This is a genomic window from Halarchaeum sp. P4, assembly GCF_051195175.1.
In the GTDB taxonomy this organism is placed as follows: Archaea; Halobacteriota; Halobacteria; order Halobacteriales; family Halobacteriaceae; genus Halarchaeum.
Genome location: NZ_JBNTKC010000001.1, coordinates 681,943 through 694,711 on the forward strand (window position 1 = coordinate 681,943; position 12,769 = coordinate 694,711).

14 protein-coding genes are annotated in these 12,769 nt (G+C 69.3%); 9 read left to right on the forward strand and 5 right to left on the reverse strand.

The window, feature by feature from the left end; all coding sequences use genetic code 11:
• Positions 1–118 precede the first annotated feature (118 nt).
• From ACQUS8_RS03615 to ACQUS8_RS03640, 6 genes are all read left to right on the forward strand, one after another.
• Positions 119–772: a nucleotide exchange factor GrpE gene (locus ACQUS8_RS03615; RefSeq protein WP_435097043.1), complete on the forward strand. Its 654-nt coding sequence runs from the start codon at positions 119–121 to the stop codon at positions 770–772.
• A gap of 191 nt (positions 773–963) precedes the next feature.
• Positions 964–2,856: a molecular chaperone DnaK gene (gene dnaK / locus ACQUS8_RS03620; protein WP_435097045.1), complete on the forward strand. Its 1,893-nt coding sequence runs from the start codon at positions 964–966 to the stop codon at positions 2,854–2,856.
• 48 nt (positions 2,857–2,904) lie between these two features.
• Complete coding sequence (gene dnaJ, locus ACQUS8_RS03625; protein ID WP_435097048.1) at positions 2,905–4,065, forward strand: molecular chaperone DnaJ; 1,161 nt, start codon at positions 2,905–2,907, stop codon at positions 4,063–4,065.
• A gap of 122 nt (positions 4,066–4,187) precedes the next feature.
• A complete protein-coding gene (locus ACQUS8_RS03630) occupies positions 4,188–4,790 on the forward strand; it encodes a cupin domain-containing protein (protein ID WP_435097051.1) in 603 nt (200 codons plus the stop codon).
• A 99-nt stretch (positions 4,791–4,889) separates the two neighbouring features.
• Positions 4,890–6,011 carry a pyridoxal phosphate-dependent aminotransferase gene (locus ACQUS8_RS03635; protein WP_435097054.1) on the forward strand — a complete coding sequence of 374 codons (1,122 nt, stop codon included), beginning with the start codon at positions 4,890–4,892 and terminating at the stop codon, positions 6,009–6,011.
• A 56-nt stretch (positions 6,012–6,067) separates the two neighbouring features.
• On the forward strand, positions 6,068–6,511 hold the full coding sequence (locus tag ACQUS8_RS03640; RefSeq protein WP_435097057.1) for an NUDIX hydrolase: 444 nt from the start codon (positions 6,068–6,070) through the stop codon (positions 6,509–6,511).
• Here the strand turns inward: ACQUS8_RS03640 and ACQUS8_RS03645 are convergent.
• Complete coding sequence (locus ACQUS8_RS03645) at positions 6,508–7,461, reverse strand: TIGR03557 family F420-dependent LLM class oxidoreductase (protein WP_435097060.1); 954 nt, start codon at positions 7,459–7,461, stop codon at positions 6,508–6,510. The two genes, ACQUS8_RS03640 and ACQUS8_RS03645, sit on opposite strands and share 4 nt — an antisense overlap.
• Before the next feature lie 115 nt (positions 7,462–7,576).
• Between ACQUS8_RS03645 and ACQUS8_RS03650 the strand changes: the two genes are divergently transcribed.
• From ACQUS8_RS03650 to ACQUS8_RS03660, 3 genes are all read left to right on the forward strand, one after another.
• Positions 7,577–8,254 carry a class I SAM-dependent methyltransferase gene (locus ACQUS8_RS03650; RefSeq protein WP_435097063.1) on the forward strand — a complete coding sequence of 226 codons (678 nt, stop codon included), beginning with the start codon at positions 7,577–7,579 and terminating at the stop codon, positions 8,252–8,254.
• Positions 8,255–8,332: 78 nt separating this feature from the next.
• Entirely contained in the window at positions 8,333–9,082 is a 750-nt protein-coding gene (locus ACQUS8_RS03655) for a competence/damage-inducible protein A (protein WP_435097066.1), read from the forward strand.
• Positions 9,083–9,195: 113 nt separating this feature from the next.
• On the forward strand, positions 9,196–9,330 hold the full coding sequence (locus ACQUS8_RS03660) for a hypothetical protein (RefSeq protein ID WP_435097069.1): 135 nt from the start codon (positions 9,196–9,198) through the stop codon (positions 9,328–9,330).
• 34 nt (positions 9,331–9,364) lie between these two features.
• Here the strand turns inward: ACQUS8_RS03660 and ACQUS8_RS03665 are convergent, their stop codons facing one another.
• The 4 genes from ACQUS8_RS03665 to ACQUS8_RS03680 all read right to left on the reverse strand — a co-directional run bounded on the left by ACQUS8_RS03665 (position 9,365) and on the right by ACQUS8_RS03680 (position 12,647).
• On the reverse strand, positions 9,365–10,546 hold the full coding sequence (locus tag ACQUS8_RS03665) for a redox-regulated ATPase YchF (protein ID WP_435097072.1): 1,182 nt from the start codon (positions 10,544–10,546) through the stop codon (positions 9,365–9,367).
• A 39-nt stretch (positions 10,547–10,585) separates the two neighbouring features.
• Positions 10,586–11,020: a VOC family protein gene (locus tag ACQUS8_RS03670; protein ID WP_435097075.1), complete on the reverse strand. Its 435-nt coding sequence runs from the start codon at positions 11,018–11,020 to the stop codon at positions 10,586–10,588.
• A gap of 93 nt (positions 11,021–11,113) precedes the next feature.
• Positions 11,114–11,986, reverse strand: coding sequence for an acyltransferase (locus ACQUS8_RS03675; protein ID WP_435097078.1), 873 nt, complete (start codon positions 11,984–11,986; stop codon positions 11,114–11,116).
• 34 nt (positions 11,987–12,020) lie between these two features.
• Positions 12,021–12,647, reverse strand: a complete 627-nt coding sequence (locus ACQUS8_RS03680) for a GNAT family N-acetyltransferase (protein WP_435097081.1) — start codon at positions 12,645–12,647, stop codon at positions 12,021–12,023.
• Positions 12,648–12,769: the final 122 nt, after the last annotated feature.

Sequence of the window (12,769 nt, forward strand, 5' to 3'; positions counted from 1 at the left end):
CACCCGGCCGACTTCGACACGTCGGGGACACAGACGCCACCGCAGCCGGGCGCGGCACGCGTGTCGACGCGGCGGGGTTTCTGAAACGCTTATACGGCGAAGGCCGCTTCCCTCACCCATGACTGACGACGCCGACGGAGTCGAAGTCGAAATCGAGGACGAGGACGGCGCGGCGGACGACCCCGCCGAGGACGTCGAAGCCGAGGGGCCGACGCTCGTCGAGCGCGTCGCCGAGTACGACGAGGACCTCGCCGAGGAGGTCGCGGACGTCGTGAGCGACCGGAACGAACTCGCGGAGGACGTCGAGGACCTCGAAGCGGAGGTCGAGGACCTCACCGAGCGCCTCCAGCGCGTGCAGGCGGACTTCCAGAACTACAAGAAGCGCGCGAAACGCAAGCAGGAAGAGACCGAGGAGCGCGCCACCGAGGACCTCGTCACACGCCTGCTCGACGTCCGCGACAACATGACGCGCGCGCTCTCCGAGGAGGCCGGCGACACCGAGTCGCTGCGCGAGGGTGTCGAGATGACGAAGCGCGAACTCGACCGTGTCTTCGAGGACGAGGGGGTCGAGGAGATCGCACCCGAGCCCGGCACGGAGACAGACCCGCACCGCCACGAGGTGATGCTGCAGGTCGAGAGCGACGAACCCGAGGGCACCGTCGCGGAGGTCTACCGCCCGGGCTACGAGATGGGCGGGAAGGTCCTGCGCGCCGCGCAGGTGACGGTGAGCGACGGGTCCGGCCACGACGGTGAGGGTGGCGAAGACGAGTAACGCGTCTCGCGGCGGCGCCACCCGGCGCTGCTCGGCGTTGCGCCGGCCGCCTGCTTACCGGTTCAACATAAATCCAGCGCTCTTTCGCTCTCTGACGGCCCGAAACGCCCGAATTCGTGGCTGTCGGCGCCCTCGAGCGGCGTCCGCACTAGCAAGCTTTAAACCGAAACAGCGGTTCATTCTCTCCCAAGATGGCTAGTCAGAAGATTCTCGGTATCGACCTCGGTACCACGAACAGCGCGTTCGCGGTCATGGAGGGTGGCGAGCCCGAGATCATCCCGAACAGCGAGGGCGACCGGACGACGCCCTCCGTGGTCGCGTGGGACGACGGCGAACTCCTCGTCGGCAAACCCGCGAAGAACCAGGCCGTCCAGAACCCCGAGCAGACCATTCAGTCCATCAAGCGCCACATGGGCGAGGAGGACTACACGGTCGAGCTCGGCGACGACGAGTACACCCCCGAGGAAATTTCGGCGCGCATCCTCCAGAAGATCAAGCGCGACGCCGAGGACTACCTCGGCGACGACGTCGAGAAGGCCGTCATCACGGTCCCCGCCTACTTCAACGACAAGCAGCGCCAGGCGACGAAGAACGCCGGCCAGATCGCGGGCTTCGACGTCGAGCGCATCGTCAACGAGCCGACCGCCGCGTCGATGGCGTACGGCCTCGACGAGGAAGGCGAGGAGACCGTCCTCGTCTACGACCTCGGTGGCGGGACGTTCGACGTCTCCGTCCTCGAAATCGCCGACGGCGCCTACGACGTCATCGCGACGAACGGCGACAACGACCTCGGCGGTGACGACTGGGACGAAGCCCTCATCGACCACCTTGCCGAGGAGTTCGAGGACGAACACGGCATCGACCTCCGCGAGGACCGCCAGGCCCTCCAGCGCCTGAAGGACGCCGCCGAGGAGGCGAAGATCGAGCTCTCCTCGCGCAAGGAGACGACCGTCAACCTCCCGTTCATCACGGCGACCGACGACGGCCCCGTCCACCTCGAACAGGACATCACGCGCGCGACGTTCGAGAAGGTCACCGCCGACCTCATCGAGCGGACCGTCGGCCCGACGGAGCAGGCCCTCGAGGACGCCGGTCTCGACGCCGCCGACATCGACGACGTCGTCCTCGTCGGTGGGTCGACCCGGATGCCCCAGGTCCAGGAGAAGGTCGAGGAGCTCATCGGCCAGGAGCCCCGGAAGTCCGTCAACCCTGACGAGGCCGTCGCGCTCGGCGCGGCCGTCCAGGGCGGCGTGCTCTCCGGCGACGTCGAGGACGTCGTCCTCCTCGACGTGACGCCCCTGAGTCTGGGAATCGAGGTGAAGGGCGGGCTCTTCGAGCGCCTCGTCGAGAAGAACACGACCATCCCGACGGAGGCCTCGAAGGTGTTCACGACGGCCGTGGACAACCAGCAGTCCGTCCAGATTCGCGTCTTCCAGGGCGAACGCGAAATCGCCGAGGAGAACGAGCTGCTCGGCGCGTTCCAGCTCACGGGCATCCCGCCCGCGCCCGCCGGCACCCCGCAGATCGAGGTGTCGTTCAACATCGACGCGGACGGCATCGTCAACGTCGAGGCCGAGGACCAGGGCTCGGGGAACTCCGAGGACATCACCATCGAGGGCGGTGCCGGCCTCTCCGAGGAGGAGATCGAGCAGATGCAGGAGGAAGCCGAGAAGCACGCCGAGGAGGACGAGCAGCGCCGCGAGCGCATCGAGGCCCGGAACGAGGCTGAGACCGCGATTCAGCGCGCCGAGACGCTCCTCGAGGAGAACGAGGAGATGGTCGACGACGACATCCGCTCGACCATCGACGCCGACATCGAGGAGATCGAGGCCCTCCTCGAAGAGGAGGACGAGGTCGACATCGAGGAGCTGCAGGACGCCACGGAGCAGCTCTCCGAGGACCTCCAGGAGATCGGCAAGCAGGCCTACCAGCAGCAGGCCCAGGCTGGCGCGGGCGGCGCCGGTGCCGGCGCTGGCATGGGCGGTATGGGTGGCATGGGCGACATGGACGCCGAGGACGTCGATGCCGAGGACTTCGTCGACGCCGACTTCGAGGACGTCGACGACGAAGACGACGAGGAGTAACGCGAACGCCTAACCGCTTCCACCCACTACCGTCTGTCAACGAAGCCGATGAGCGAGAACTTCTACGACGCGCTCGGGGTCGACCGCGACGCCGACGAGAGCGAGATCAAGAAGGCGTACCGCAAGAAGGTCAAGCAGTACCACCCGGACGTGAGCGATGAGCCCGACGCCGAGGAGAAGTTCAAGACGATCCAGAAGGCGAAGGACGTCCTCACGGACGAGGAGAAGCGCGAGGCCTACGACCGCCTCGGCCACGAGCGCTACACGGAAGCCGAGAAGCATGGCGCCGACCCCGGCAGCGGTGGCGCCGGTGGCATGGGCGGCGCTGGTGGCATGGGCGGCGCTGGTGGTATGGGTGGTGCCGGCGGGATGGGCGACATCTTCGACCAGTTCTTCGGCGGCGGCGGCCGCCAGGACCCGAACCGCCCGCGACAGGGACAGGACCTCCGCACGCGCGTCGACATCGACCTGCAGGAGGCCTACGACGGCGTCACGAAGCAGGTGACGGTGACGCGACCCGAGTCCTGTCCGGAGTGTGGCGGGAGCGGCCACCCCGCGGACGCCGACGTCCGCACCTGCCCGGAGTGTGACGGGCAAGGCCAGACGACGCGCGTCCAGCAGACGCCCCTCGGTCGCGTCCAGCAGCGCCAGCAGTGTCGGCGCTGTGGCGGCGAGGGCCAGATTTACAGCGAGAACTGCGGCGAGTGCAGCGGCCAGGGCACGGTCCGGCGCGACGCGACGCTCACCGTCGAAATTCCGGCGGGCATCGCGGACGGCCAGACCCTCCGCATGGAGCGCGAGGGCGCGCCCGGCGAGAACGGCGGGCCGAAGGGCGACCTCCTCATTGAGGTGTCCGTCGCCGACCACCCTGAGTTCGAGCGCGACGGGACCGACCTCGAACACCGCCACGCCATCTCCTTCCCGCAGGCCGTCTTCGGCGCGACCGTGCAGGTGCCGACGCTCGACGGCGACGTCGAGTTCGAGGTGCCGAAGGGCACGCAGAGCGGCGAGCGCTTCCGACTGCGCGGGAAGGGTATGCCGCGCCTCCGCGGTCGCGGGCAGGGCGACCTCTACGTCACCGTGCAGGTGGTCACGCCCGAGTCGCTGAACGAGGAACAGCGCGAGGCTCTCGAGGCCTTCGCGGAGGCCGGCGGCGAGGAGGTCGACGTCGAGCAGGGCTTCTTCGAGAAGATAAAGAACTCGCTGTAGAGCCGCTCTCGCCGTTTTTCGCGTCCGACTTCGTCCGAGTAGCCGGTCGGCCGCGCGGCTTCACCCAAATCGTGTTGGGTGGTGACACACCCCTAAGTGTGTCGGGCTCGAACACGCCACGTATGGCCGACGACGCACCCTCGTTCGTCGACGCCGACCCGCACCTCGTCAGAGCGACGGCCGAGGAAACCGACGGTGCGTTCGTCCGCTTCGAGAGCACACTCCACCCCGCCCTCGACGCGGATGACCCGGGTGTCGACCTCGCCCACGAACGCTGGGGGTTGGACAACGACTTCGAGCACGTCCACCCGGAACAGGAGGAGCGCTGGGAGGTCGTCGCCGGCGAGCTGCGCGTCGCGTACGCCGACGAGACGCGGACGCTGCGCGCGGGCGAGTCGGTGACGCTGCCGTCGAGGGTGCCACACCGCCACTGGAACCCGAGCGCGGAGCCGGCGCGCGTCGTCTGGGAGCGCCGCCCGGCGTTCCGCGACGAGGAGTGGGCCGAGAGCGTCTACGCGCTGGCGCAGGCCGGGGAAACCGACGAGAACGGCGTGCCGGACGCGCTACAGATAGCGGTCTGGATGGACGCGTATCCGCACGCGACGGCGTACCCCGCCGTCGTCCCGGTCGGCGTCCAGCGGGTGCTCGCCGCGCTCGTCGCACCGCTCGGTCGGTTCGCCGGCTACGAAGCCACCCACGCACGACCCGACGGCACGGACGACTGACGCGCCGGCCTCGGCGCCGTCGGACGAGTCGGGCGCATCGCGTGCCGGCGCGACTCGGAACCCGAGCGTTTTAATCGGGTGCGCGACGCCCCCGCACACATGAGCGACTTCTCCGAGCGCGTGGAGGCCATCGACATCAGCGGCATCCGGAAAGTGTTCGAGGCGGCGGGCGAGGACGCCATCAACCTCGGACTCGGGCAGCCGGACTTCCCGACGCCCGAGCACGCGCGACAGGGCGCCATCGAGGCCATCGAGGCCGGCAAGACGGACGGCTACACGTCGAACAAGGGGACGGCGAGCCTCCGTGAGGCCATCGCGGAGAAACACGCCCGCGACAACGACCTGACGGTTCCCCCTGAGAACGTCATCGCGACGTCCGGCGGGAGCGAGGCGCTCCACATCGCCATCGAGGCGCACGTTGACGAGGGCGAGGAAGTGCTCTTCCCCGACCCCGGCTTCGTTTCCTACGACGCACTGACGAAGCTCGCGGGCGGCGATCCCGTCCCGCTCCCTCTCCGCGAAGACCTGACGCTCGACCCCGAAACGGTCGAGGAGCACATCACCGATGACACGGCGGCGTTCGTCGTGAACTCGCCGGCGAACCCGACTGGCGCAGTGTCCCCGCCCGAGGACATGCGCGAGTTCGCACGCATCGCCGAGGAGCACGACGTCCTCTGTATCAGCGACGAGGTCTACGAGCACATCGTCTTCGAGGGCGAACACCGCTCCCCGATGGAGTTCGACGACTCGGGGAACGTCGTCGTCGTGAACGCCTGCTCGAAGACCTACTCGATGACCGGGTGGCGCCTCGGCTGGGTCGCCGGCCCGGAGGACCGCGTCGAGCGGATGCTCCGCGTCCACCAGTACGCACAGGCCTGCGCGTCCGCACCCGCCCAATACGCCGCGGAGGCCGCGCTCACCGGCCCGCAGGACCCTGTCGAGGAGATGGTGTCGGCGTTCCAGGAGCGCCGCGACGTGCTGCTCGACGGCCTTGAGGACATGGGGCTGGAAGTCCCGAAACCGAAGGGCGCGTTCTACGCGATGCCAAAAGTCCCCGAGGGCTGGGTCGACGAGGTGCTGGAGCGCGACGTCGTCGTCGTCCCCGGCGACGCCTTCGGCGAGCGCGGTGAGGGCTACGCGCGCATCTCCTACGCGACGAGCATGGAGAACATTGAGGCGGCGCTCGACGCGATGCGCGAGGCGACAGCCGCGACGCGCTAGTCAGGTCAACCCGCTGACCGGAGGGCTTTAGCCGACGTCCGACTAACCTCCGGAGTATGTCCGAGGGGAGGCGGCGCGTCGTCGAGAAGGCGTACGCGTACGTGACGCGGCGCGACGGCGCGGAGCTGCTGGTGTTCGAGCCGCCGAGCGGCGAGGGCCCCGAAGTCCCGAAAGGTGGCATCGAGCCGGGTGAGGACCCCGCCGAGGCGGTCGTCCGCGAACTCCGCGAGGAGACCGGTCTCGCGGACGCCGAGGTCGTCGCCGCCGTCGCCACCGACGAGTGGCCGCATCCCTCGAAGCCCAAGACCTACCGCCGTCACTTCTTCCACGTCGCCGTCGCGGACGCGCCCGACGAGTGGGTTCACGAGGTGACGGGCGGCGGCGAGGACGACGGCCTCCGCTACACCTGCCACTGGATGGGGAGCGAGGACGCCGGCGACGCGCTCATCCGCGAGCAGGGCGCCTACCTCGACGCGCTCGACGCCCGCGAGGACGCCTAGAACGACGGCAGCACCTCCTCCTCGTAGAAGTCGAAGAACGCCTCCTGGTTCGGCCCGACGTTGTGGACGTAGACGTGGTCGTAGCCCGCGTCCACGAACGCCTGGAGGGCCTCGACGTGCGCCTGCGGGTCCGGGTCGGTGAGCGTGTGGCCCTCGCGGACGTCCGCGCGCGTCACGTCCTCGCAGGCGTGCTCGAAGTGCGCAGGCGTCGGGAGCTCCGAGCTCACGCCACCGGGGAGTTCGCCGGTCGGCCACCAGTCGTAGACCGTCTCGACCGCCTCGTCCTCCGTTTCGGCGTAGCAGACCGCGAGCTGGCCGTAGGTCGGGCCGTCGCCGCCGGCGTCGCGGTAGGTCTCGACGACGCGCTCGTTCGGGCCGACGCAGACGAGACCGTCCCCGAAGTCTGCGGCCTTCCTGGCGGTGCGGTCGCCGTACGCCGAGACGTACACCGGTGGGTTCTTCTCGGGGAGTGTGAAGAGCTGGGCGTTCTCCACGGTGAAGTGCTCGCCGTCGTGGCTCACCATCTCCCCGCTCCAGAGCTCCCGGATGACCGTGACGGCTTCTTCGAGCATTTCGAGGCGGACGTGGTGGGGTGGCCACTTCTCGCCGGTGACGTGCTCGTTCAGGCGCTCGCCGGTGCCGACGCCGAAGAAGAACCGGCCGTCGAACATCGACGCCGTCGTCGCCGTCGCCTGCGCGAGGTTCACCGGGTGCTGGCGGTTGATGGGCGCGGTGACGCCCGTTCCGACCGCCAGGTCGTCGGTGGTCTCGGAGATTGCGCCGAGGCTGCTCCAGACGTAGGGCGCCTCGCCCTGCTGTCGGACCCACGGGTGGAAGTGGTCGGAAATCGGCGCGAAGTCGAAGCCCCGGTCCTCGGCCTCGGCAGCGAGCGCCGCGAGGTCGCTCCCGCCGTGCTCCTCGCTGGACAGCGCGTAGCCGAACTCGGTCATACGTGGGACGTCGCGCGCCGGCGGGTCGTGATTTCGGGCCGCGAGCGCGCGGCGAGGGAACCCGGAGGGTTATGTCGAACCGGGAGGGACGACCGAACGACCGGGGGATGCACTCGTGACACGCTCGACGCAGGACGGCGCCGTGAAGGACCTCGTCCGACGGCACTGGAACGACCGCGCGGCGACGTTCGACGCGGCGGCCCACCACGGTATCCACTCCGCTGAGCAACGCGAGCGATGGCTCGACGTCCTGCGCGAGTGGGTCGGCGACGAACCGCGTCGCGTCCTCGACGTCGGCTGCGGGACGGGCGTCGTCTCACACCTCCTCGTGGCACTCGGGCACGACGTCGTCGGGGTCGACTTCGCGGCGGCGATGCTCGAGCGGGCACGCGAGAAAGCCGGGGACGCCGCGAACGCGCCCGCCTTCGTGCGCGGCGACGCCGAAACACTCCCTCTGCAGGAGGACGCCGTCGACTGCGTGGCGGCACGCCATCTCGTCTGGACGCTCCCGAACCCGAACGCGGCGCTCCAAGAGTGGCGACGCGTCACCCGCCCGGGCGGACAACTCCTCCTCGTGGAGGGCTACTGGGACCACGACGAGCCGTGGGCCGAGTACGAGGCGATGCACGAGGCCCTACCGCTCTACGACGGCCGCCCGCCCGACGAACTCGCCGACGTCCTCGCTCGCGCGGGCTTCGCCGACGTCACGCACGACTATCTGCGGGACGCGACGCTCTGGGGGCGCGAACCCCGACACGACTACTATGTGATGCGCGCCACCGTCCCGCGCTGAGTGCGCGGGTCGGGCAGGTCTGCCCCCTCATCCGCCGATGCCACACCGCTTAATCGTCGCGCCGTCCTCCACTCGGGCATGGAAGTCGCGATTCTCACTGTCGGCGACGAACTGCTCGCCGGCGACACGGAGAACACGAACGCCACGTGGCTCGCGCGCCAACTCTCCGCGCGCGGCGCGTCGGTACGTCGAGTGCTCGTCGTCCCGGACGACCGGGGGACTATCGCCGACTACGTCCGGGAGTGGCGCGACGCCTTCGACGCCGTCATCGTCACCGGCGGCCTCGGCGGGACGCACGACGACGTGACGATGGACGCCGTCGCGGACGCCACCGACCGGACCCTGCACGTCCCCGAGGAGTCCCGCGAGGCCGTCGAGCGCGCCGCGCAAGCCTACCGGGACGCGAACCCCGAGGAGGCCGAGCGCTTCGACCTCGACTTGGACGTCGAGGCATGGGCGGCCGTCCCCGAGGACGCGCGTGTCCTTCCGAACGATCCGGGCCTCTCGCCGGGCACGAAAGTCCCTGCGGAGGGCGACGCGGGTGCCGTCTACGTCTTTCCCGGCGTCCCCGACGAAGTCCACGCGATGTTCGACCTCGTCGCCGAGGACTTCGGCGGGGACGTCGTCTCCGAAATCACGTACACGAGCGCCCCGGAGGGCGCGCTCGGCCCCGTGCTCGACGCCGTCCGCGAGTCCCACGACGTCGCGGTCGGGAGCTACCCCTCCGGGGAGGGGCCAAACCGCCTGAAGGTCACCGGCGAGGACGAAGCCGAAGTCGAGGCGGCGCTCGCCGACCTCGAGGAGCGCGTCGCCGAGCTCACGGCCTGAGCACGCCGGACGACGGAAGCAGGGTACGGAGCCGACGACAGCCGCGCACAGTCGTGTCGGCGGGGATAGATTTACGGGATTCCACCAGAAAGTATATCACGGGGGATCTCACCGTGCCAGTACCCACGTACCCGAGCGACGAACCGGACCGCCGCGGTGGTGCCCCCGACATCGACGACCTCATCGGGCGCATCATCCGCGGGAACGACGACCACGACAGCGCACCGAGCCCGACGTGCGGTGCCTGACGCCCGCGCGTCAGGACTGACCGAAACCGTCGCGCTATTTCGCGGTACTGACGATTTTGATGACGTCACCCTCCTCGAGTTCGTAGTCCTCACCCACCTCGCGGCTCGTGCGGGCGTTCACCGCGTGCAGGTAGCCGTCGCCGATGTCGGAGTGGACGGCGTACGCGAGGTCGGGCGGCGTCGACCCGTCGGGCAGGAGGAAGGCGTCCGGGAGCATCGTCCCCGTGCCGTCCGTCCACTTCGAGGCGTCCTGTACCGGGTAGGCCGTGATGTGCTCGAGCAGGTCGTAGACCGCGTAGTCGAGCGAGCGCTGAATCCCGGTGCCGCCGTACTCGGCCATCGTCTCGCGCAACTCGGAGAGGAGGTCGGCCTGCTCCGCGGGCAGGTCGCCGACGACGTCGAAGGACTCGTCGCCCGGGTCGTAGTCGAGCGCGCCCGCGTCCGCGCCGCGGCGGAGCGCGAGTTCGCCCTGCGCGGTCGCCGGAATCACCGGCTTGTCGAGTGAGAGGAGGCGCTCGACGTTCTCCGCCGGCGCGACGTCAATCTTGTTCGCGACGACGACGATAGGCTTCGTCCGCGCGCGGAGGTCGCGCGCGAGTCGCTCGCGGTCCTCGTCCGTCCACTGGATGGGGTCCTCGGGGTAGTCGATTTCGCGGAGCGTCGCCATCACCTCGTACTCCGTCGCGCCGAAGCCCGTCAGGAGGTCCGTGAGCGCCTCCTCCATGTCGAAGCCGGGACTGCGCGACTGGCGCTCGACGGACTCCCAGTTCCGGTTCACGATGCCCGCCAGCCAGAGGTCCATCTCCTCCTCCACGAAGTCGATGTCGTCTAAGGGGTCGTGCGTCCCCACCTCGACCGGTTCGCCCTCGGGGCCCGTGCCACCGGAGGCGTCCACGACGTTCAGGATGGCGTCCGCGTTCGTCAACTCGTCGAGGAACTGGTTGCCGAGGCCGCGTCCCTCGTGTGCGCCCGGGACGAGGCCGGCGACGTCGAGCAACTCGACGGGGACGTAGCGCTTCCCGTCGTGACAGTTCTCGCTGTCACAGGACTCCTCGCGGTCCGTACACGGGCACGTCGTGCGGACGTGCGTGACGCCACGGTTCGCGTCGATGGTCGTGAACGGGTAGTTCGCCATCTGGACCTCCGCCATCGTCGCCGCCGTGTAGAAGGTGGACTTGCCGGCGTTCGGCTTGCCCGCGAGCGCCAGAGAGAGCATGGGACGACGTAGCAGAGCGGCGGAAAAGGCCGTTTCGCTTCAGGTCTCGATAATTTCGATGAGGTTGCCGTCCGGGTCGCGCACGAAGAGGATGGTCGACCCGCTCGCCGTCGTCTGCGGCCCGTCCGAGAGCGTCTCGACGTCGTCGGGAAGCGACTCGTAGAACGCCTCGACGTCGTCGACGGCGAGTCCGAGGTGCGTCGCGCCCACGTCGTTCACCGCGCCGCCGCGAGCGTCCGCGCCCTCGGGGTCGTAGGAGACGAGTTCGACGCGCGCGCCGTCCGCGTCCAGATGCGCGAACGCCGCGCTCGCGCCCTCGACGCCGACGCCCGTCGCGAACCCCTCGCCCGACACCTCGAACTCGCTCAGGACCTCGAGGCCGAGGACGTCCCGGTAGAACGCGACGGCCGCGTCGAGGTCCGAGACGGTGATGCCGAAGTGGTGCGCGCTGAGAGCCGTGTCGCTGTCGCTCATACGCGGACGTGTGACGTTCGCGGGCAAATAGCTGACTCACTCGGCGCGGGTCCGTCGCTCGCCGTTCGTGTGTTTGCACACCCGTCGTGTGGTCTACTCGGGGTCGCGCGTCGGGTCCCGGTCGAGCGTCATCTCGCCGCGCGCCCGGATCCCACCGTCGACGTCCGCGTCCGGGTGGATGACGACGTTCTCGCCCGAAACGTCACCGAGGACGAGTGCGTCCTCCCGGATGTAGACGTCGCCGCCGCGCGTCGTCACGTCGCCGTGGACCTTCGTCCCCTGCCCGACGACGACGTCGCCCTGCGCGCGCAGGCTCCCAAAGAGGTTCGAGTCGCTCCCGACGTCGATGTCCGTCGCGCGGACGTTCCCGTGGAGGCGACAGTCGTCGCCGATTTCCGCGGGCGTCGACACCCGCCACGCGTCGTCGCTGACGCGCGCGCCGCGCGGAATCGTTATCGGGTCGGCCTCCGCCTCCGCCGAGAGTTCGTCGATGAGCTCCTGGGCTTCGGCTTCCTCGCCGAGCCGGAGGAGCTGGGCGAGGTAGGCCATGAAGAAGACCACCGTCGGCATCGGGTTCCGGATGACGATCCAGCCGTTCGCCTCGAACCCCTCCTCGATCTCGACGTCGTCGCCGATGTCGAGGTCGCCGCCGACGACGAGGCGCCCCGAGACGTGGACGCGCTCGCCGAGGTAGGCGTCGCCGCCCGCGAGGACGTTCCCCTCGACGTCGCACCACATGTCGAGACGGACGTCGCCCTCCGCCTCGATGTCGCCGCCGAAGCGGGCGCGCTCGCCCGCGACGACGTTCTGACCGCGGACCCCTAGCTCGACCGTACTCTGGCCGCCGACGAGGACGTCGCCGTCGTTCACCACGTCGTGTTCTTGGACGGTCGTTCCGTCGGGAATTCGCAACCTGTCGAGGGGGTCCGAACCGAGCACGGCCGTACGGAACCACCCCACCGACATAAAGGACTCGTCGGTTGGGTATCCGACAGGAGCGCTACGTCGACGCCCGGTACTCAGCTCGCGTTATCGTGTAGCGGACTTCGTCGTGGACGCTGCCGTCGAGGTCAACGAGGCTGTTGCGCAGGCGGCCCTCGCGGCGGCCGCCGTGGCGCTCGACGTACTTCGTGATGGCGCGCTCCGACTGCTCGTTCTCGGGACGGTGGCTCACCTCGACGCACGCCAACTCGAGCGTTTCGAAGGCGAGTTCGAGCAGGGCGTCCGCTCGCTCGCCCGAGTAGCCCCGTCCCCAGTAGCGCTCGCGGAGCCAGCAGCCGAGCGTGCCGAGGTCGCGCTCCCAGTCGACGTGGAGACCCGTGGCACCCGCGAGGTCGCTCGTGGTTTCACCGCTCGCGTGTTCGGCGTCCGCCCGTCGGTCGGCCGCCTGCTCGCCGTCCGCGTAGATGGCGTACTCCGCGCCCTCGCCGGCCTCCCAGCGCTCGCGACAGCGCTCGAGGAACTCCTTCGTCACCTTCGGCGTGTCGTGGGGGCTCCACGTCATGTACTCGGTTATCGTCTCGATGCCGGGGTCGTGCGCGCAGACCTCGTAGTAGTCGAGGACGTCGACGGCGGTGTCGAGGCGCCGCAGTTCGAGTCTGTCCGTCTCGATGGTGTCGGGGAACATCTCTATCTAGTGTTCGTGTCGCAATCAGTCGTCGACGATGCGTCGAGAGAAGCAGAGTGAGCACGGCCGGACCGTCACGTGGGTGACGCCCGCGTCACGCACCGAACGCACTGTCCGCTTCC

What these genes read in the sequence shown, in the direction of transcription:
- ACQUS8_RS03630 (WP_435097051.1), top strand. Translation starts at nt 4,188, where the DNA reads ATGGCCGACGACGCACCCTCGTTCGTCGACGCCGACCCGCACCTCGTC.
- ACQUS8_RS03640 (WP_435097057.1), top strand. Translation starts at nt 6,068, where the DNA reads ATGTCCGAGGGGAGGCGGCGCGTCGTCGAGAAGGCGTACGCGTACGTG.
- ACQUS8_RS03680 (WP_435097081.1), bottom strand. Translation starts at nt 12,647, where the DNA reads ATGTTCCCCGACACCATCGAGACGGACAGACTCGAACTGCGGCGCCTC.
- ACQUS8_RS03665 (WP_435097072.1), bottom strand. Translation starts at nt 10,546, where the DNA reads ATGCTCTCTCTGGCGCTCGCGGGCAAGCCGAACGCCGGCAAGTCCACC.
- ACQUS8_RS03635 (WP_435097054.1), top strand. Translation starts at nt 4,890, where the DNA reads ATGAGCGACTTCTCCGAGCGCGTGGAGGCCATCGACATCAGCGGCATC.
- dnaJ (WP_435097048.1), top strand. Translation starts at nt 2,905, where the DNA reads ATGAGCGAGAACTTCTACGACGCGCTCGGGGTCGACCGCGACGCCGAC.
- ACQUS8_RS03645 (WP_435097060.1), bottom strand. Translation starts at nt 7,461, where the DNA reads ATGACCGAGTTCGGCTACGCGCTGTCCAGCGAGGAGCACGGCGGGAGC.
- ACQUS8_RS03615 (WP_435097043.1), top strand. Translation starts at nt 119, where the DNA reads ATGACTGACGACGCCGACGGAGTCGAAGTCGAAATCGAGGACGAGGAC.
- dnaK (WP_435097045.1), top strand. Translation starts at nt 964, where the DNA reads ATGGCTAGTCAGAAGATTCTCGGTATCGACCTCGGTACCACGAACAGC.
- ACQUS8_RS03675 (WP_435097078.1), bottom strand. Translation starts at nt 11,986, where the DNA reads ATGTCGGTGGGGTGGTTCCGTACGGCCGTGCTCGGTTCGGACCCCCTC.
- ACQUS8_RS03655 (WP_435097066.1), top strand. Translation starts at nt 8,333, where the DNA reads ATGGAAGTCGCGATTCTCACTGTCGGCGACGAACTGCTCGCCGGCGAC.
- ACQUS8_RS03670 (WP_435097075.1), bottom strand. Translation starts at nt 11,020, where the DNA reads ATGAGCGACAGCGACACGGCTCTCAGCGCGCACCACTTCGGCATCACC.